This is a genomic window from Marinobacter sp. LM1 (genome assembly GCF_042763285.1).
GTDB classification, from domain to species: domain Bacteria; phylum Pseudomonadota; class Gammaproteobacteria; order Pseudomonadales; family Oleiphilaceae; genus Marinobacter; species Marinobacter nauticus.
This window is the reverse complement of sequence record NZ_CP114373.1, coordinates 3,858,757-3,877,605: the sequence shown is the minus strand read 5'-3', so window position 1 is coordinate 3,877,605 and position 18,849 is coordinate 3,858,757. Positions and strand designations below refer to the sequence as shown.

The following is an 18,849-nucleotide window of genomic DNA, read 5'->3' as shown; positions in this document are numbered from 1 at the left end:
CGCTCTGGCTCCGGATTTCGGGAGCCAGAGCACAGAGTGGTCAGCTTTGGTTCAGCATTCTGAGTCGGGCCCAGGTTCGGCTCTGTTCATCGGGGAAGTATTGCTCCAGCAGGGCATCCTTGTGTTTCTGACGATCTGCTCCGGCCAGGCCTTCCAGATCCTCGGCGTCAACAGCCTGTTCGAACTCGGAAAACTGCTGATCAAAACTTTCACGTTGTTTGAGGTAACTGACGACCCCTTCGGCACTTTCCGGGTCCATGCCCAGCTCCACCAGCTTCCGGCCGGCGGCTTCCGGTGATTCGGTATTCTCCAGGGCAGACAGTCGGGCCTGATGCTCGCGGGTTTCGCTCTGCAGTCGTTGCTCGGTTGCCTGAAGCGACTCCGGCAGCTGTTTGCGGTGCCATTCAATCAGCGCCTGTTTGCCTTGATCGGAAAGATCTTCCCGCTGCTGGATACTCATGGCCGCCAGGGTGTACTCGCTGTAGGCCTCTTCCTCGCCGAAAAACGCCTGATGTGCGTCCGGGCTGAAGGTCGAACGGCGCAGTTGTTTCAGGCTGCTCAGGGCATCGCCGAGGGCGGTTAGCTGGTAGCCAGGGTCGTGTTGTCGGCTCGGATCCAGTTCCGTCTGCATCAGCTGTAACGCAGCCTGCTTGTAAGCCAGGTATTGGTCGAGCAGTACCATGGCATCGCTGGCGGCCGGTTCCGGCAGATAGTTGCGGGCCAGGGACTGAATCTGTCCGATGGCGGCCTCCGGTGAGACTTCACCCACGGCGCTCAGGAAGTAATCGAAGAAGTCGCGAACGCCAAGGTCCAGAATCAACTCGCCGTTGCCGTCTGCCTTGAGGGCGCCGTCGATATCCGTGCCGGCCAGGGAGCGGGCAAAGTTCTGGTCGGGAAGGCTGGCGGGTGTCTGGTGTGGCGGTTCCTTATTGGAAGGAACCGGGGCCGATGCCTGGGTGACCGCCGGTGGCGTGACAGCAGGCGCACTGGCAAAGGTTTTTGCCGGGTCTGGCCTGGGTTTTGAATCCGGTGCCTGCCAGTACCAGAGGCCGCTGCTGGCCATAATGGCCAGCAGGGCAACGGGAAGCGGCCACCGCAGTTTCCGGGTGGACTGGTGCTTCATAACCACCTCACAGACCGCGGTTTTTCAGACGGTTGGCCTGGCTGCGGTAGAGTGAGACCGGGTTGGTCCAGAGAGAACGGGCGCCCAGCAGATGGTTGATGGCATCAACGTGGTTCATGTCGTAGTGGGTGCCGATGACATTGCCCATCATGGTGGCGCAGACGCCGACCAGACCATCATTGGGCTCGCTGCCAAAGGCCAGGGAGGTCACGCCCAGGAACGGATCGGTAATGTCGAACACGTTGGTCCATACGGCGCGTCCGGTCCAGGAGAAAAACTTGATCTTCTGGCCACTGATCCAGACATCTTCGCTGGTACCCGCGCAGGCATTACGATTAACCCCTTTCCAACCCAGGGCGTCGTTCAGGCTGGTGGTGCCCGGAGTGGTCAGGGTTTCCAGGGCGGCAATACCATCCTGGGAGTTGCTGGCTCCGGACAGGGCATTGATCAGTCCGCCCAGGGCGTTGGCAATGGCGTCGGCGCCCCCTTCAACATAGCTGCCGGGAGGGATGATGCCCCGGATAACGTCAGCAACTTTGGAGCCCTTGTTTACGCCGTCAATCGACGTGACCGAGGCAATCTTGTGGGGAATCAGAGCCGCTGCCACCCGGGAGGTGGGGGCACCCTGACTGTGCGCCACCAGATTGACCTTGCTGTGGCCCAGGCTGTTGACGTAATTGGCCAGTTGCTGGCCACGCTGTTCGCTGCTGTTCACGAAGGACACGCTGGCGGTATAGACCTTTGCGCCACTGCGTTCAAGGTTCCAGGGAATGGTGTGGAAGTAGTTGATCAGACCGCCAAGAGTGTTGAAGCCGGTTACACCGTGTACCAGCACAATCGGATGACGGGTCTGGGTGTAGCTGGCGTGGCTCAGTACCGAGAACACCAGCATGAGAATTCCGGCCACAAGCCGGATGGGCATGGCAAAACGCATAGATGACTCCTGTTGTTTTTGTTGGTTGTCGACATGCAACAGGGAGTATCACGGACGAACACAGGTGCCGGTAATCGCCCATTTGGGTGAGGCGGCTCCGGTGACAGTCGGTCAGAATCGGTGCGGTTCAAGTTCGGTGTGAATGATGCTCTGGCCAAGCATGATGATACGGCCGGTGTAACGCTCTTCGCCGGTGGTGGTGAAGTCGAACAGGAAACGCCGCCACACTCGCAGTTTTCCGTTCTGATCGCGCTTGAACCAGAGTCCGCGCAGATAAACGGCGTCGTCCAGCAGCATTACGTCCATGGATTTGCAGTACCGGTGAGCAGCCTGCAAGACAAAGTCTTTGATGGCTTTGGCCCGCCACCAGTACCAGATGGCGAAACCGGCGACAAACAGCCAGAAGAGGGTTGCTAGGGTCAAGGCACGGGGAATCCTGTGGGTGATTGCGACAGGGGTGGAGGCTCCACCCCGGCGAATCGCCAGACTACCCTATTGTGCCGGCTCAGGAAATTGCCGGGCCGGGGCTTTGGGCCCTCGTACAGTGGATCCTACGCTTCACCTTTGTCAAAAGCGAAGGGTGTTTGCAAAATATGGATAGGTTTGCGACGGTTTCTGCTTATGCTGGAACAAAGCGCCTGCTCGAAGCAGGCGGCGCACGGAAGGTATTTGGCGTATGCAGGCGTTGACAGAACAGGACTTCAAAGCCCTGGTGGATAATCATCCGCGAGCCATCATGCTTTCAACTCCGGACGCAGTCATTACCTATGTGAACCGGATGTTCCAGGCCGTGACCGGCTACCGCCCAGAAGAAGTCCTGGGCCGGGCACCGTCGGTGCTCAGTTCCGGACTGCACTCGCCGGAGTTCTATCAGGCCATGTGGGAAAGCCTGAATGAGAGCGGTCGATGGGAAGGCCTGATCTGGAACCGGCGCAAGAGCGGCGAGAACTATCCCCAGTGGCTGACCATCTACCCGGTGGACTATCAGGGCAAGCGCCTGTACGCCGGTGTGTTCATGGATGTGGGTGAGCTGGCTGCCAGCGAGGAACGACTGGCGACCCTGGCCTATTATGATCCCCTCACGGAACTGCCCAACCGTTCATTGTTCCAGGAATTCCTGAAGGCCCGGGTCAACCAGCGTAAAGACACCGCTGATCTGTTTGCGGTGCTTTATATCGACCTGGACTTTTTCAAGTCTGTGAACGACTTGCATGGCCACGATTGTGGCGACCGGGTGCTGCAACAGGCTGCGGCCTGTATCCAGGCCGTGGTTCGCAAGGGCGATGTGATTGCCCGGCTATCGGGGGATGAGTTTGCCGCCATCATCGAACTGGATACCGAAGATCAACTGAAAGCGGTGTGTGAGCGCATGACCCATGTGTTCCGGGCACCCGTGATGGTGGAGCACCGGGAATATTTTCTCTCCGCCTCGGTGGGCGCCGCTATCTATCCGAATCACGGCGAGACCGCGGGTGAATTGCTGCAGAATGCCGACCGGGCCATGTATACCGCGAAACTGGCCGGGCGGGCCTGCTACCGGATCTACAGTGCGAGCGAAATCCAGCATGGCCAGCAGCAACAACGGCTGTCCGAAGCCCTTGTGGCTTCCCTGAAGGTGGCGCCGGAGGAATTCTCGGTGGTGTACCAGCCCCAGTACGATCTCGCCACCGGCGCCATGGCCGGCATGGAAGCTCTGCTGCGCTGGCAGCACCCTGAGCTGGGGTCAGTATCACCGGGAGAGTTTGTCCCGGTGGCCGAGCAGCGCGGGCACATTCACGAACTGACCGAGCAACTGATCCGATGCATCCGTCGGGATCTGGAGGCTTGTGCTGTCGATCATGGCCGAGGTCGACGCCTGGCCATCAATATTTCTGCCCGACAGATTGCCGATGGCCGACTGGATGGATTGCTGGAGCCATTCTTCGAGCGGGTTCGGCAGGCGGGCTGGCAGCCGGAAATCGAGATTACTGAAACCCACCTGATGAACCTGTCACGCCGTTGCCTGGACAAACTCCGGGAATTTGGTGACAAGGGGGTGGTGGTTGCCATTGACGACTTTGGTACCGGATATTCCTCGCTGGCGTATCTGCATGCTTTACCTGTAAACGTGCTCAAGATTGATCAGCAGTTCGTCCAGCGGCTGGGGCAGGACGGCAGGGATTCACGGATTGTGTCAGCCATTCTGGCCATCGCCGAGGCGCTGAGTCTGGAGGTGGTAGCGGAGGGCATCGAGACCGAGATTCAGAAACGCAAGCTCCAGGAATTGAACTGTCACCGTGGCCAGGGCTACCTGATGGCCCGGCCGTCCCCCCTGGATGAGCTGCCACTGGATTGATAAGAATCAATTAACAGGCAAACTCCGTCCCGTTTCTTGCCGTTTTGCAAGATTTGGCTAGGGGTTTGCGGCACGCTGGCTTAAAACAGCAAGCTCACTCACTGCCTGTTCACGCTGTATGCGCAATCTCACTGCCAAACCGGATCTGGATGCCTACCTTCGACTCAATCGCGCTGCAGCCGGCGAATGGCAGGCGGCTATCCGTGAGTTGCTGGCCTGTGATGACGTTGGTCTCACTCTTGAGCGGCCGCAAACTGTTGCTGGGTCGCTGTCTTCCCTGAGTGTTGATCGTGGGGTCGTGTGTGCCCTGGATCTGGCCCAGGATGCCGAGGTGCATCTGTGCGGACTGCCTGGGACATTGCTGGTGGTGCCGGTATCGGGGCAGTGCGATGTATTGGTGAATGGCGATTGCGGACAGCCGGCTTTCCCGATGGCCGCCATCACCTCCAGCCAGGCAATTTCCGTGCGCGCCTGCGGGCAGTCCCGGCTGATTCTGTTAAACCCGGAACAATGGTGCGGCAGCGCCAGGCCAGGGCAGAGGGTGTTAGCCTGGATGGCGGAACGGGTGAATCACTTTCTGTTGCGCTCCAACTTCTTCCAGGATCACAACGATGCCTGCGCTGCGGCCGACAGCCTGTTTGACGAACTGGACAACATCGCCCGAGAGGGTGGTTGTGAACCCAACGAAACGCCCCCAGAGCTCGATCGCCGGCTTCTTCGGGTTATCGACAAAATCCGCATGGAGCCCGCCTGGGAGTTCGATTTGCAGGAGCTGGCAAACCATTCCGGGGTCAGCGAGCGCAATCTGTATTATCTGATGAAGCGGGAAACCGGAATGACCCCCTACCGTTTCTACCAGCGCTGTCGGTTGATCCGGGTACGGCGCAGGCTGGTGGATTGCCAGTGTGATGTGCCCCATATTTCCTGGTACGCCGCCGATGAGGGATTTTCACATCTGGGGCGGTTTGCTGCGCTGTACCGGGAACATTTCGGTGAGTTGCCCAGCGAGACCGTCCAGTGGCGCCGCCGTCTGCAGACGGGAGAGGCAGCGTTGGAAGCGCCGGACAGGATCGTTGCTTCCTGACAAAAAAAGCCCGACATGACGCCATGCCGGGCTTTTTTGTGTTGCTGTGCGGGGTTAGTGGTTGCCCGCCGGCACCTGTGATGACTCTTCGTCGTTGCCGTATTCATCGGCTGCCGAGCCATGGTGGTCACGGGCCAGCAAAATGTAGAACGCCGGCAGCACAAACACCGTGAACAGGGTACCAATGCCCAGACCAGCACTGATGGTCAGGCCGATAGCAAACCGGCTTTCCGCACCCGGGCCGATGGCAATCAGCAGAGGCACCATGGCGAAGATCAATGCCAGAGAGGTCATGATAATCGGGCGCAAGCGGATAGCCGCCGCCTCGATGACCGCATCGACCTTGTTCAAGCCCCGCTCTTTCTGCAACTGATTGGCGAATTCCACAATCAGGATGCCGTTCTTGGAGACCACCCCGATTAGCGTAATCAGCCCCACCTGTGTGTAGATGTTCATGGTGGCAAAGCCCAGTACGATGAACGCCATGGCCCCGGCTACCGACATGGGAACCGATACCAGAATGATGATCGGGTCGCGCCAGCTTTCAAACTGCGCGGCCAGGACCAGATAGATCACCAGCAATGACAGGAAGAAGGTCACCATCAGTGCGCTGCCCTGGGTGGCCAGCTGGCGGGTTTCCCCGGTGTAGTCGTAGCTGAAACCCTGAGGGAAGACGTCGCTGGCGGTTTGCTCCATAAACTCCATGGCGGTGCCTGCCGCCACGCCCGGCATCACCACGCCCTCCAGGGTCAGCGAGTTTTGCTGGTTGAACTGAGTGCGGTTCGACGGCTCCACTTCCTCGGTAAAGCTCACGACGCTGGACAGCGGCACCAGTTCGCCGTTGCCGGCACGGATGTAGTAGTCCTGCAGGGCTTCCTTGCTCGGGCGGAACTGGTCATCCACCTGTGGAATCACCTGGTATGAACGGCCTTCCATGTTGAAGCGGTTGATGTAGCCGCCACTGAGCATGCTGGCCAGGGACTGCCCAACATCCTGCATTGACAGGCCCAGATCGGCCACGCGATCACGATCAACATTAATGCGGGTAACCGGCTTGTCGAAGTTGATGGACTTCTTCAGGAACATGAAGTTACCGCTCTGCATGGCCTTGCCCAGCATTTCATCCGCCACCTGGTCCAGCTGTTCATAGCTGCCGCCGGTGGTGATGACAAACTGGAACGGCAGGCCGCCGCCGGAGCCGGGCAGGGACGGCCGGGGGAATACCGCGGTCTGCAGCCCGGTGACCTTTTTCAGTTCAGCATCCAGCTTGGGCTGAACCTCGAACTGGGTAATCTCCCGCTCGCTCCAGGGCGCCAGCTTGAAGCCACCGAAGACGGCGTTGGGGCTGGTGATGCCCAGAATCATGAAGTCTTCGCTGTAACCCGGCACCTCAGACATCCGGTTCTGCACTTCCTGACCGTGGTCGTACAGGTAGTCCAGGGTGGAGGTCTCGGGCCCCAGGCCTTGATAGAACAGGATGCCCTGGTCTTCGGTGGGGGCCAGTTCGTTCTGACTCATCATCAACATGAAGTAGATGGATCCAAGTACCACAAAGGCGAAGAACACCACGACGGACTTGGTTTGCATCAATGACGCCAGCGCTGCCTTGTAACCGTTTGCCAGACCGTTGAAGCTCTTTTCGACAACCTTTTCAAAGCGGCCCGGGTCGCCGTGGGGTTTGAGTACCTTGGCAGACAGCATGGGTGACAGGGTCAGTGCAACAATACCGGAAATGACCACGGTGCCGGCCAGGGTGAAGGCAAACTCGGTAAACAGTGAGCCTACGAGACCTCCCATAAAGCCGATGGGCGCATAAACCGCAACCAGGGTGGTGGTCATGGCGATGATTGGGGTCGCCATTTCCCGGGCACCGTTGATGGCAGCATCGAACCGGGATTCGCCCTGTTCAATATGCCGATGCACGTTTTCCACCATGATGATGGCGTCATCCACCACCAGGCCGATGGCCAGCACCATAGACAGGAGCGTCAGCAGGTTCAGGGAGAAGCCGAACATCAGCATGACAAAGGCGCCACCGATCAGGGACAGCGGAACCGCTACAGATGGCACCACTGAGGCTCGAACCGAACCCAGGCACAGGAAAACCACCACCAGTACGATGATCATGGCTTCCAGCAAGGTCTGGATAACCTCGTTGATGGAATCGTCGATAAAGTCGGAAGCGTCGTAGGCCAGGCGCACATTCAGGCCGCTGGGTAACTGACTCTCGATATCCGGCAGTTCTGCCTTGACCAGTTCAGCCACCGTCAGCGGGTTGGCTCCTGGTGCCAGCTCAATGGCCACATAGGTGGCTGGTTGGCCTTTGTACAGCGCCAGGCTGTCGTAGGTCTGGGAGCCCAGCTCCACCCGGGCAATGTCCTGCAGGCGGATCAGAGTGCCGTTTGACTGTTTAACCACCAGGTTCCGGAAGGCGTCCGGGTCGGCGATGTCGGTGTCGCTGGTCAGGCTGACCTCGGTGTACTTGCCGCGGGTCTTACCCACCGCGGCCTGATAGTTGTTGGCCCGCAATTTGGCAGCCACCTCGACCGGGGTCATATCCACGGCGGCGAGACGCTCCGGGTCCAGCCAGATACGCAGGGCAAACGTCCGGCCCAGCAGTTCAGCCTTGCCCACGCCGGCCAGCGCCTGCAGCTTGGGCTGCACCACCCGGGTCAGATAATCGGTAATCTGGGGGACATCCAGCTCGGTGCTGTAAAAGGCAATGTACATCAGTGCCGTGCTGTCGCCGGTTGTAGAGGTAATCACCGGGTCCTCGGCTTCCGCCGGTAACACGTTGCGCTGGCTGGCCACCTTGGCCTGGATCTCTGCCAGGGCATCGTTGGCGTCGTAGTTCAGGATCATCTTGGCCTGAATGGTCGATACGCTCTGGGAACTGGTGGACGTCAGGTAATCAATGCCGCTGGCTTCCGCAATGGCCTGCTGCAGCGGAGTCGTGATAAAGCCCTTGATCAGGTCCGAACTGGCGCCGGGGTAAGCCGTGGAGATGGTCACCGTGGTGCTTTCCAGCTCCGGATACTGCCGGATTTCCATCTCCATGGCGGCCCGCGCGCCGATCAACAGGATCAGCAGGCTGACCACCGTGGCGAGAACCGGCCGGTGGACAAAAATGTCGGTGAATTTCATTACTCAGACGCCTCCTGGCCGGACTCGTCCTGGATTTCAACACGCTGGCCCGCGCGCAGCCTCAGCAGGCCCTTGGCGACGACCGTTTCGCCTTCTTCCAGACCGGAAAGCACGGCTGAGCGGCCATCACGGACTTCGCCCGTGGTGACGGTGCGGCGGCTGACAATCAGTTCACCGTTGTCGTTTTCTTCAACCACATACACGAAATTGCCGTAGGTGTTGTAGGAAATGGCGGTGCGCGGCAGGGTAACCACTTCATTGTCCCGGGGCTGACCGGTCTGAATGGTGGCAAACATGCCGGGGCGCAGCAGGTTTTCTTCATTATCCAGGGTGGCGCGTATACGCACGGTACGGGTTTCCGGGTTTACCGAGGTGTTGATAGCGCTCACCTCACCCTCGAAGGACTGGTCCGGCACAGCAGCGACCGTCACGGATACCGGGTAGCCCTGATCCACGTCCGGCAGAAATTTCTCGGACAGGGTGTAGTCCACATAGATAGGGTTCAGCATGTTGATCTCGACGATCGGTGTGCCGGTGGCAACGTACTGACCCTGATCCACCATGCGGATACCCAGCTTGCCGTCGAAGGGCGCGCGAATCACCTTCTTGTTGAGCTGAGCTTCGGCCTCGTTGACACGGGCTCGGGCGGCATCGAAATTGGCCTTGGCCTCATCATACTGGGACTGAGACACGGCCCGCTTCGGCAGCAGATCCGAAACCCGCTTGAATTCCTGTTCTGCCAGTTGGGCTTCTGCCCGCCGTGTGCGCAGCGCTGCTTCGTCGATGGCGGCATCCAGGCGCACCAGAACATCGCCCTTGTTGACGGTATCGCCGGACTCAAAGCCAATGCTCTCAATCACACCGGGCACTTCGTTGGCCACTTCGATGCCGTTGATAGCAGTGATGCTGCCGACAGCCTTGATCGCCGGCTGCCAGTTTTCGGTAGTTGCTTTGGTCACAGAAATGATGGCTGGCGGCTGTGGCTGGGACATCATTTCTTTCATCTGGCCGAACTGGTAGAACTTGTAACCAAAGATTCCACCCAGCACGACGCCGAGAAAAAGGAGAACGATGACGAAACGGGAAGCAGTGCGCATAAGTCTGTTCCTGGGAGTGAATTTCCTGAATCTGATAAAGTCGCCCGGAAGGGAAGGCTGACAGCTGTCCTTGCAAATCAGGGCACGGGGACAATGTAATAGAGCATCAGTTCAATTTAACGAATAGGATGCTACAAAAGCTGTTTCTATTTGTCACCCGTTTGCATTCAACAAACAGTATAAATACTGCGGACAGGTTACGCTGGTGTGTCCGGGGTGGATTATAGTATCCGGGCGTATTTCGGACTCCCGCTTTTCGACAGCAGGAATACAGGACTAACATCGATGCAACTGATTCTCGGCCTGGCCCTGGCTGCCGCTGTATTTGTGATCCTGAAAAAATGGGGCGCGCTGTCGCCGGAAGGGCAGAAGGCGGCAATCTGGAAAGTCATTCTGGTGGCTGGCGGTGCGCTGTTGCTGTTCATGGTGCTGACGGGCCGGGTGCATGTGATCACGGCCGGTATTGCCGCTCTTATTCCCCTGTTGAGAAAGGTGCCGGCACTACTGCGTTATGCGCCGATGTTTCGCAAGGCCATGGGCGATTCATCCGGTAATGACTCGACGCGCCATGCAAATGCCGGGGGCGATCGGGCTGCCACCCGGGGGCCAATGAGCACGCAGGAAGCCTGCGATATTCTGGGAGTTAACCCCGGTTGCTCCCGTGAGGAGGTGACCGCTGCCCACCGCAAACTGATGTTGAAGGTGCACCCGGACCGCGGCGGCAACGATTACCTGGCCGCCAAGCTCAATGAGGCCCGAGATGTCTTGCTGGGCAAGCGTAATCAGGCCTGATCAGGGCAGAATTTCCACTTTGACGTCGATGGACAGGTTTTCTGCACGCTTGCCGTTCACACGGTAGGTGATGCCTTGCTGCTCCTGATTCATGGAGGTGCGAGTTCCTCCGAGGCTGACCCATTGGCCCGGCTCGACCCGCCGGATGGTCATCAGGGCTTCGGTTTCGTAGCCGGGCAGTGCGGCGGGGTCTTCCTCAAAGGACACGATACTCAGCTCTACCGCCTGGCTCGAGATGGCCTGGGGGCTTACGACAAAGCCGCTTCGGGTTTCGACCTGCTGCAGTATGGCGGCGGGGTTGCGCCCACCCTTAACGGCAAATGGCAAGGTTCGCACATTGCCGGAGGTAATGTGGGCTGACTGGCCATCCTGCACGATCAACTGACGTTCACGGGTTGAATTGGTGCTGATGGTGCGGCGTTCGACGCTGGCGCCGGCCGAGCCGTTCGAGAGGCTGACGCCGCCTCCGGATTGTTTGCCGCCGATGTCCTGACGGTAGCGTACGCTGATCCTCATCTGTACCGGCGGCACATCCATCGATTGCACCAGTGTTCCGATTTCGTCCAGCAGTGCGGGTTCGCCACGGACCACCAGTTGTTGTCCGCGTGCCGTCACCGTGACCGGCGACTGTTGGTAAAGTTCGCGAATCTGTAGCGCAATGTCGTCGGCCGTTCGGTTGTTCAGCTCATAGACCCTGGCTTCTGATTGTGCCCAAACGACGGTGGAAGCCGTTAACATCGCAAGAAACAGGGCAGTCATCAGCCAGAGAACGGAGCGGTGCTCGGTGTTTCGCATGCAGGCCTCCAGAGCCATGACGGCCATGCCCGCATTAAATAATCCGTTTTGCGGGTTGCCATCGTTAAAACCGTAGGTATATAGTGAAAAGCATGAAGACCTTACACGCAGCCTGTCAATTGAATGTTCTGAAAGCTTTCGGTGAAAAACTGAAGGCCGCAGGCTCTGCTGTGTATTTTTGGTGGTTTGGTTATGGCTTTTATTTTAGCCAGAGCCCGGGCCGCCCATAAGATCTTCATCGACCGAATACAACGAGGAAGGCAGCCCGGCAAGCAACCCAGGCTGCCACCGGACTCCGAAAAGCCCCGACTGGTAGCCCAGCCGGGGCTTTTTTGATTCTGACACAGGGAAACGGGAACACAGACATGAACATGCCGCTGAAATCTGAAACACTGGATGCGCAAGCCTCAAGCGCCTGCCAGCACCGCCAGGAAGCGAGACTGCCCACCGCCGCCGAGTTGCGCCAGCAGTTTCCTGCCGATGAGCAACAGGTGCGGGCCATTGCCGGTTACCGTGATCAGATCCGCGCCGTGCTGCACGGTCAGGACGACCGCACCCTGATCGTGATGGGCCCCTGCTCCATTCACGACGAGCAGGCTGCCCTGGATTACGCCACCCGCCTGAAAGCACTGTCAGACGAAGTCAGTGACCGTTTCCTGATTGTCATGCGCGCCTACCTGGAGAAACCCCGTACCACGGTGGGCTGGAAAGGCCTTCTGTACGATCCGGAACGCACCGGTCAGGGCAATCTGAAACAGGGTCTGGAGCGTTCCCGCAAGCTGTTGCTGGCGTTGTCCGAGCTCGGCCTGCCGCTCGCCACCGAAGCCCTGAGCCCGTTCATGATGGATTACCTGGGGGACCTGGTAAGCTGGACCGCGATCGGCGCCCGTACCACCGAATCCCAGATTCACCGGGAAATGGTCAGCGGCCTGCCCATGCCTACCGGGTTCAAGAACGGCACCGATGGTGGCATTACCGTGGCCAGCCACGCCATGAAGTCGGCCTCGCACCCGCACCACCACATGGGGATCTCCCATAGCGGCGCACCGGTGATGATTTCCACCGCCGGCAATCCGGATACTCATCTGGTTCTGCGCGGTGGCCGGGGTGTGACCAACTACGATGAACTGAGCATTGCCAAAGCGGTGGCAGAGCTGGAAAAAGCCGGCGTATCAACGGCGGTGATGGTGGACTGCAGCCATGATAACGCCTGCAAGCAGGCCGAGCGGCAGGTGGACATCGCCCGGGAAGTGATGGCGCAGAAGCGTAACGGCAATCGGCACATCAAGGGCCTGATGCTGGAAAGCTTCCTGGAATTCGGCCGCCAGGACGACGGCAAAGAGCTGGTCTACGGGTGCTCGATTACCGATCCATGCCTGGGCTGGGAACAGACGGAGACTCTGATCCGCTCACTGTAGACAGCAGCAGTTGCCCGGCCAGCAATACCAGAATGCCCCCCATGGTCCGGTCGAGCCAGTGTCCGAACCGGTTGAACCCCCGGCGGACACGGGGGTGGGTAAAGAACACCGCTACCATGGCAAACCACAGGCCGGTGGCCAGGGCCATATAGATGCCGTATCCGGCCTGCAGCAGAACCGGCGTGCCTGGATTGATGATGACGGAGAACAGGGACACGAAAAACAGGGTGGCCTTGGGATTGAGGGCGTTGGTTAAAAACCCGAGCCGGAACGCCGCCCAGCCAGTCTGGGCCTGCCCGCCGTTCGCTTGCACGTGAATGGCTCCGGGTTTGGCCCGCAGGCAGTGCCAGGCGATATAGAGCAGATACACGGCCCCAATCACTTTCAGCACGGTAAACAGCATTACCGATTGCTGGATGATCAGCCCGATACCCAGCAGCGAATAGCCCACATGCAGCAGAATGCCGATGCCAATGCCCATGGCGGTCAGCAGGGCATTGCGCCGGGCCTGGGTCAGTGCCTGGCGCAGCATGACTGCAAAATCCGGCCCGGGGCTGGCCACCGCCAAAAGGTGCACCAGGGCAACGGTCAGAAACTCCAGCCAGTAATTCTGCACATTCATTCTCCCGCGTGTTTGCAATTGTGCTTGGGTTGTTGCGCCTGCAGCCAGTAACCACAGGGATTTTTTCTGTGATTCCCCTGTCAGCGGATAATAAGCTTTCTATACTTTACCGAAAGGCTCCTTAAGTTTAATAGCCCAAACCACCTGAAATTTCAGTCAGTCTCCAGGAGGCAGGATGGACAAGCGAGAAGTGGATGTAGCGGTTATCGGTGCGGGTACGGCGGGAATGGTCGCCTATCAGCGCGCCCGCAGGGCCACCGACCGGATTGTGTTGATTGAGGGTGATCAATACGGCACCACCTGTGCCCGGGTAGGGTGCATGCCCAGCAAGTTGCTGATTGCCGCCGCGGAAAGGGCCCATCAGGTGAGGCAGGCGGAAGCGTTCGGTGTGCTTCCGGGCGATGTGCGCATTGATGGTCCGGCTGTGATGGCGCGAGTGCGTGAAGAGCGCGATCGCTTTGTGGCACCGGTGGTGCGGTCCATGGAATCGCTGCCGCAGGAACACCGGTTGATGGGGCATGCCCGATTTGTTGACAGTCATCGTCTTGTCGTGGGTGATCATACCGAGGTCACCGCGGGCCGGATTGTTATTGCCACCGGCTCCCGCCCCAACATCCCGGGCATTCTGAAAGAAGCGAAAGACCGACTGGTGGTCAACGATGACGTGTTCGACTGGCGGGATCTGCCGTCTTCGGTGGCGGTGTTCGGCCCGGGAGTGATTGGGGTCGAATTAGGTCAGGCATTGAGCCGGCTGGGCGTAAAGGTCCGCATGTTTGGCGTCAGCGGCGGCATTGGCGGTATTCAGGATGAGAAGGTGAGGGAGTATGCGCTGGACACCTTCCGTGAAGAGTTTGCCATCAGCCCGAAAGCCGATACCCGGCGTGTTGAACGCATCGAGGAGGGGGTTCGCATCAGCTGGAGCGAGGGCGGCAAGGAGCATCAGCAAACCTTTGATTATCTGTTGGCAGCCACCGGGCGGAGACCCAACATTGATCACCTGGATATCCAGAATGCCGGCATCGAACTGGATGAACGGGGCATGCCGGAGTTTGACCCCTTCACCCTGCGCTGCGGTGACAGCCATATCTTCATTGCCGGTGATGTGAACAACGACCGCCCCCTGCTGCACGAGGCGGCAGACGAAGGCCGGATTGCCGGCGACAATGCAGGGGCCTGGCCGGAAGTCCGAACCGGCCGCAGAAAAACTCCCATGGCGGTGGTGTTCACCGAGCCCCAGATTGCCTCGGTGGGGCTGAACATTCATCAGGTGGATGAGCGTTGCCAGGGCTGCTTTGCGGTTGGTGAGGTGTCGTTTGAGGATCAGGGTCGCAGCAAGGTTATTGGCAAGAATCGGGGGCTGCTCCGGGTCTACGGCGAGCACGGCAGCGGCCTGTTCATGGGGGCCCAGATGTTCGGGCCTGCTGCAGAGCACCTTGCCCACTTGCTGGCGTGGTGCGTGCAAAAGCGAATGACCGTGAGCGAAATGCTGGAGATGCCGTTCTACCATCCGGTGATTGAGGAGGGGCTGCGAACCGCAATAAAAGACCTGAGCAAGAAACTCCGGATAGGCCCTGAGCCAGGGGAGGGTTGCATGGATTGCGGGCCGGGTGTGTAGCTTTACCCTCCGTCTTTGACAGAGGGCAAGTCATTAAAGCGTGTTTTGCGCTAGATTCATGGCATTGGCGGTTGTATTCCGCTGATGCCGTGCCCATATCTTCTCATGGAAGAAGTAAGCAACGGTGTTAATGGCCGGTTCGACCATCGCGATCAGGCTGCCGATCAGAATGTCCCCGGTCAGCAGGAACGCGACGGTAAAAGCCACCGTAAAGTGGGTAATCGCGAAGGTGATCGTTTTCAGAAACGACGGGTCGCCCTTCGAGCTGTGATTGTGAACAAACAGTTTCAGGGTACTCATGGAATCAACTCCGCGTGATGAATGCCTATAACCCCATTTAAGGACAAACGAGAATTGTTTCCAAATAGAAAGTGACATTTTTCTCGATAGGGTTCAGCTATGATTTTAGGGTTGGTGGTATAAGTTTCTGCTATGAGCGATATTGAATACCCAAACTTTCGTTCTGACACTGAGCTGTCATACAGTAGCTGTTAGATGACACCCCAAAACGAATCAGGAGGTTCAACATGGGCAAGAATTTTATTGGTCTCGACACAGACAAAACCCAGAAGCTGGCAGATGCACTGAACGAACTGCTCTCCAACTACCAGATTTTCTACATGAATGTGCGTGGCTATCACTGGAACATCAAGGGTGACAATTTCTTTGAGCTGCATGCCAAATTTGAAGAACTCTACGATGACCTGCTGCTCAAGATTGATGAAATTGCCGAGCGGGTTCTCACCCTGGGCCATCGTCCTGCACACGCCTACAGCACCTACATTGAAAAGTCCGAAGTGCCGGAGCGCAAGGACGTATCTGATGGCAAAGAAGCGGTGGGTAACATCGTCGAGAGTTTCGGTAAGCTCATCGCCAAGCAGCGTGGCCTGCTGAACCTGGCCGGTGAAGCAGAAGATGAAGGTACCGTGGCACTGATGAGTGACTATATCTCTCAGCAGGAAAAAACGGTATGGATGTACCGGAGCTACCTGGGCCAGTAAGTTCCGGCTGATGCTCCGACTTTTCCCCGGCCCGGCATCGGGCCGGGGAGTTGTCACAGAAACGTCACTGCACTGTCACTTTCCTTTCCCGCGTTCGTCACGTCTGTCGCCTAGCCTTCTTTGCTCTTGCATCATTAAATAAGCAAAGGAGCCCGCTGTGCCCAAGACATCGCACCCATTTCAACTGTCATTGCTCGTTCTCGCTGTGAGCGCCGTGCTGGTATCCGGCTGTAATTCCTCGGACAACGATGATGATCTGGCGCCGGAAGCTCAGGTCACTGGCCTGACGCTCGAATTCGCCGGTCGATACAGCACCGGACAGTTTGATGAGTCTGCTGCGGAAATCACGGCGTTTGACCCTGCCAGTCGCAGGGCGTTTGTGGTTAATGCCTTGTCCGGGGCTGTGGATGTGCTGGATATGAGCGACCCGGTCAATCCAGCCAAAATCGACACGCTGACAGTTGCTGACATTGCCGCTGATGCGGTGGTTAACAGTGTGGCGGTGGCAAACGGGCTCGTTGCGGTTGCTGTTGAATCGAATCCGAAAACTGACCCCGGTTATGTTGCGGTATTTGGAGCTGCAGACCTGCAGCTGCGTGACAGTATCCAGGTAGGTGCGCAGCCGGATATGGTGACCTTTACGCCGGATGGGCAATATGTCCTGGCAGCAAACGAAGGCGAGCCAAGCGATGACTACCAGATCGATCCGGAAGGGTCGATCAATGTGGTTGATGTTTCCAATCCGGGGAATCTCACGGTACGGACAGCCGATTTTCTGGCCTTCAACAGCCAGGATGGCGCCCTGAAGGCATCGGGTGTTCGCATATACGGCCCGGGGGCCACCGTAGCCCAGGATCTGGAACCGGAATATATCACCGTCAGTGCCGACAGCCGCACTGCCTGGGTCTCTTTGCAGGAAAACAACGCCCTGGCGAAGCTGGATATCGGCGCGGCAACGGTCACCGGTATTTTACCCCTGGGGTTCAAGGATTACGGTGTTGAGGGGCAGGGTATTGATGCCTCGGACGATGACGGCGTCATCAATATCCAGAGATGGCCGGGTGTGGCGGGTATCTACCATCCCGATGCCATCGACAGTTACCAGGCAAATGGTGAAACCTTTATCGTGACGGCCAATGAGGGTGATGCCAGGGCCTGGGGTGAAGATGACGCCGACTACTGGAATGGCGATAGTTCCAGGGGTTTTGTCGAAGAGTTGCGGGTGAAACACCTGGTACATCCGGATGGTTTTGCCCGCCGGATTGGTGACGACATGCCACCGCAACTGACTGCGCTGGCCGAAGGTGCGCTGTTGAATCCATCCGTCTTCGATTACTGCGGTGCCACAGCCGGTGCAGCCAATGACTGTCGCGATGATGACCAGTTGGGAAGACTCAACATCAGTTGGGTGCAGGGTTACCGGGTTGATGAAAATGGTGCTCCTGTCATGTTCAACGCGTCGGGTGCAGAAGACCCGGACGGCACGCTTCTGATGTACGACCAGCTGTACTCCTACGGCACGCGTTCTCTGGCGATCTGGAATGAGGACGGTGAGCTGGTATGGGACTCCGGCGATGCGATCGAGCAGTTCCTGGCCAGTGAGGACTGTCGTCTGGGTACGGCTCGTTCTATTCCCTGCTCAGACCACTTCAACTCCGCCCATGACGAGGGCATGGCGTTCGATTCCCGGTCGGACGCCAAAGGTCCGGAACCTGAAGCCGTGACTGTGGCGACGTTCGGCAATAAAACCTTTGCTTTTCTGGGCCTTGAGCGCATGGGCGGTATTCTGGTCTACGACGTAACGGACCCTGCCAGTCCGGTTCAGGTGGATTACCTGAATACCCGTGACGACTGGACCACTGTCGACACGGCTTCAGTACTCGAAACCGCAGGGGATCTGGGCGTGGAGAGCATCACTGTGGTGGCCGCCGATGACTCACCTACTGGTGAGCCGTTACTCATCACCGGCAACGAAGTCAGCGGCACCACGGCGATCTACCGTGTGAAACTCGAACTGACTGATTAATTCAGTTTCCGGAATAAAAAAGCCCCGTCTTCATGGCGGGGCTTTTTTGTGTCCGGGCCAAAAAAGTGTCCACAGGATCGTGTCATATAACCGAAACATATTATTAACAGTCCGTTAATAAATTCCCGCCATAGTGTCGTCTCAAGATTGCTGCCAACCACCGATTGGAAATAAAGCGTGACGAGACTTGCCTGGACGACCTGTTTACTTGCCGCCTTGATGCCGTTGCCGGCTCTGGCAGAGGTTCAGCTCACTTTGGGGGCCTGTGTGAACGTGCAGGCTGTTCAGGATAGCGAGCAGACCGCCGGCTCTGGCCAGTCACTGACTCTTGCTGATGGTACCCAGCAGTTGGTGGTGGAGTGCACCACCGAAATTGGTCGTGAAGAAGTGCTGGAAACCAGCGACGCCTTCGTTGTCCGTTTCGAGGCTGCTGATACCGCACTGGCCCTGAGCGCTCCGGAAATCGAGTCGCGGAATCAAATGGACGCTTTCAATCAACAGGGTAACTGGCAGTTGACTGATCGCCAGGGCCGTGAGGTGGCGTTTACCGCCGATGTGCTCGAGAAAGAGGGCTTTCAGCTGGTGCGGGACTATGCCCGTGAGCTGGCGGCCTATAACCGTTCCGGCGCCAAAGCGGCAGTAGCTGCTCCGGGGCTGATAACCAACCAGGACGGGTTGTTGCTGGATTCGCACGTCGATCCGGATCAGGAAATGGTCAGCAGGATGCTGCGCTACTGGTATCTGAAAGCTGACGAACAAACTCGAAAAGAGTGGGACAGCTGGGTTGATTCCAGCAACCAATAAACACCAAACCAAACTGAACGTGGAGTTCCAAAAATGAAGAAGCTTCTTCTGGCTGTTGC

General features: G+C 58.2%; 16 protein-coding genes. 8 read left to right on the top strand and 8 right to left on the bottom strand.

Features of this window, described 5'->3' with window-relative positions:
• Positions 1-40: 40 nt before the first annotated feature.
• The 3 genes from OZ656_RS18165 to OZ656_RS18155 all read right to left on the bottom strand — a co-directional run bounded on the left by OZ656_RS18165 (position 41) and on the right by OZ656_RS18155 (position 2,480).
• Positions 41-1,123, bottom strand: a complete 1,083-nt coding sequence (locus OZ656_RS18165) for a lipase secretion chaperone (RefSeq protein ID WP_153740199.1) — start codon at positions 1,121-1,123, stop codon at positions 41-43.
• Positions 1,124-1,130: 7 nt separating this feature from the next.
• Positions 1,131-2,057, bottom strand: coding sequence for a triacylglycerol lipase (locus tag OZ656_RS18160; protein WP_153740198.1), 927 nt, complete (start codon positions 2,055-2,057; stop codon positions 1,131-1,133).
• A 111-nt stretch (positions 2,058-2,168) separates the two neighbouring features.
• Entirely contained in the window at positions 2,169-2,480 is a 312-nt protein-coding gene (locus OZ656_RS18155) for a DUF3301 domain-containing protein (protein ID WP_023009553.1), read from the bottom strand.
• A gap of 253 nt (positions 2,481-2,733) precedes the next feature.
• On the opposite strand from OZ656_RS18155, the gene OZ656_RS18150 reads away from it, so the two are divergent.
• Together OZ656_RS18150 and OZ656_RS18145 are read left to right on the top strand one after the other, a co-directional pair.
• On the top strand, positions 2,734-4,392 hold the full coding sequence (locus OZ656_RS18150; protein WP_153740197.1) for a bifunctional diguanylate cyclase/phosphodiesterase: 1,659 nt from the start codon (positions 2,734-2,736) through the stop codon (positions 4,390-4,392).
• A 118-nt stretch (positions 4,393-4,510) separates the two neighbouring features.
• The gene (locus OZ656_RS18145) at positions 4,511-5,476 is read left to right on the top strand and encodes a helix-turn-helix domain-containing protein (RefSeq protein ID WP_153740196.1); all 966 of its coding nucleotides are present in this window, start codon (positions 4,511-4,513) and stop codon (positions 5,474-5,476) included.
• Between the two features lie 54 nt (positions 5,477-5,530).
• Here the strand turns inward: OZ656_RS18145 and OZ656_RS18140 are convergent, their stop codons facing one another.
• A complete protein-coding gene (locus OZ656_RS18140) occupies positions 5,531-8,620 on the bottom strand; it encodes an efflux RND transporter permease subunit (RefSeq protein WP_379944773.1) in 3,090 nt (1,029 codons plus the stop codon).
• Positions 8,620-9,717, bottom strand: a complete 1,098-nt coding sequence (locus OZ656_RS18135) for an efflux RND transporter periplasmic adaptor subunit (protein ID WP_022993128.1) — start codon at positions 9,715-9,717, stop codon at positions 8,620-8,622. Before OZ656_RS18135 ends, OZ656_RS18140 begins: the two co-directional genes overlap by 1 nt.
• Positions 9,718-10,002: 285 nt before the next feature.
• Here OZ656_RS18135 and OZ656_RS18130 point away from each other — a divergent pair, with 285 nt between their 5' ends.
• Complete coding sequence (locus OZ656_RS18130) at positions 10,003-10,509, top strand: DnaJ domain-containing protein (protein WP_183577329.1); 507 nt, start codon at positions 10,003-10,005, stop codon at positions 10,507-10,509.
• On the opposite strand, the gene OZ656_RS18125 is transcribed toward OZ656_RS18130, so the two are convergent.
• Complete coding sequence (locus OZ656_RS18125) at positions 10,510-11,304, bottom strand: secretin N-terminal domain-containing protein (protein WP_286714481.1); 795 nt, start codon at positions 11,302-11,304, stop codon at positions 10,510-10,512.
• A 365-nt stretch (positions 11,305-11,669) separates the two neighbouring features.
• On the opposite strand from OZ656_RS18125, the gene OZ656_RS18120 reads away from it, so the two are divergent.
• Entirely contained in the window at positions 11,670-12,722 is a 1,053-nt protein-coding gene (locus OZ656_RS18120) for a 3-deoxy-7-phosphoheptulonate synthase (protein ID WP_286896564.1), read from the top strand.
• On the opposite strand, the gene OZ656_RS18115 is transcribed toward OZ656_RS18120, so the two are convergent.
• A complete protein-coding gene (locus tag OZ656_RS18115) occupies positions 12,667-13,338 on the bottom strand; it encodes a LysE family translocator (protein WP_011786900.1) in 672 nt (223 codons plus the stop codon). The genes OZ656_RS18120 and OZ656_RS18115 overlap by 56 nt on opposite strands.
• Before the next feature lie 181 nt (positions 13,339-13,519).
• Between OZ656_RS18115 and OZ656_RS18110 the strand changes: the two genes are divergently transcribed.
• The gene (locus OZ656_RS18110) at positions 13,520-14,959 is read left to right on the top strand and encodes a dihydrolipoyl dehydrogenase (RefSeq protein ID WP_153740193.1); all 1,440 of its coding nucleotides are present in this window, start codon (positions 13,520-13,522) and stop codon (positions 14,957-14,959) included.
• Positions 14,960-14,992: 33 nt separating this feature from the next.
• Here the strand turns inward: OZ656_RS18110 and OZ656_RS18105 are convergent, their stop codons facing one another.
• The gene (locus OZ656_RS18105) at positions 14,993-15,259 is read right to left on the bottom strand and encodes a DUF2061 domain-containing protein (RefSeq protein WP_153740192.1); all 267 of its coding nucleotides are present in this window, start codon (positions 15,257-15,259) and stop codon (positions 14,993-14,995) included.
• A 227-nt stretch (positions 15,260-15,486) separates the two neighbouring features.
• Here OZ656_RS18105 and OZ656_RS18100 point away from each other — a divergent pair, with 227 nt between their 5' ends.
• The 3 genes from OZ656_RS18100 to OZ656_RS18090 all read left to right on the top strand — a co-directional run bounded on the left by OZ656_RS18100 (position 15,487) and on the right by OZ656_RS18090 (position 18,790).
• Complete coding sequence (locus tag OZ656_RS18100) at positions 15,487-15,960, top strand: Dps family protein (protein ID WP_014422762.1); 474 nt, start codon at positions 15,487-15,489, stop codon at positions 15,958-15,960.
• Between the two features lie 157 nt (positions 15,961-16,117).
• Positions 16,118-17,986, top strand: coding sequence for a choice-of-anchor I family protein (locus OZ656_RS18095; RefSeq protein ID WP_153740191.1), 1,869 nt, complete (start codon positions 16,118-16,120; stop codon positions 17,984-17,986).
• Positions 17,987-18,163: 177 nt separating this feature from the next.
• Complete coding sequence (locus tag OZ656_RS18090; protein WP_226374353.1) at positions 18,164-18,790, top strand: DUF2057 domain-containing protein; 627 nt, start codon at positions 18,164-18,166, stop codon at positions 18,788-18,790.
• Positions 18,791-18,849: the final 59 nt, after the last annotated feature.

Bases quoted from the DNA above. Each gene is read 5' to 3' on its own strand.
- OZ656_RS18165 (WP_153740199.1), bottom strand. From the start codon at position 1,123: ATGAAGCACCAGTCCACCCGGAAACTGCGGTGGCCGCTTCCCGTTGCC.
- OZ656_RS18100 (WP_014422762.1), top strand. From the start codon at position 15,487: ATGGGCAAGAATTTTATTGGTCTCGACACAGACAAAACCCAGAAGCTG.
- OZ656_RS18110 (WP_153740193.1), top strand. From the start codon at position 13,520: ATGGACAAGCGAGAAGTGGATGTAGCGGTTATCGGTGCGGGTACGGCG.
- OZ656_RS18105 (WP_153740192.1), bottom strand. From the start codon at position 15,259: ATGAGTACCCTGAAACTGTTTGTTCACAATCACAGCTCGAAGGGCGAC.
- OZ656_RS18125 (WP_286714481.1), bottom strand. From the start codon at position 11,304: ATGCGAAACACCGAGCACCGCTCCGTTCTCTGGCTGATGACTGCCCTG.
- OZ656_RS18135 (WP_022993128.1), bottom strand. From the start codon at position 9,717: ATGCGCACTGCTTCCCGTTTCGTCATCGTTCTCCTTTTTCTCGGCGTC.
- OZ656_RS18145 (WP_153740196.1), top strand. From the start codon at position 4,511: ATGCGCAATCTCACTGCCAAACCGGATCTGGATGCCTACCTTCGACTC.
- OZ656_RS18160 (WP_153740198.1), bottom strand. From the start codon at position 2,057: ATGCGTTTTGCCATGCCCATCCGGCTTGTGGCCGGAATTCTCATGCTG.
- OZ656_RS18140 (WP_379944773.1), bottom strand. From the start codon at position 8,620: ATGAAATTCACCGACATTTTTGTCCACCGGCCGGTTCTCGCCACGGTG.
- OZ656_RS18120 (WP_286896564.1), top strand. From the start codon at position 11,670: ATGAACATGCCGCTGAAATCTGAAACACTGGATGCGCAAGCCTCAAGC.
- OZ656_RS18130 (WP_183577329.1), top strand. From the start codon at position 10,003: ATGCAACTGATTCTCGGCCTGGCCCTGGCTGCCGCTGTATTTGTGATC.
- OZ656_RS18150 (WP_153740197.1), top strand. From the start codon at position 2,734: ATGCAGGCGTTGACAGAACAGGACTTCAAAGCCCTGGTGGATAATCAT.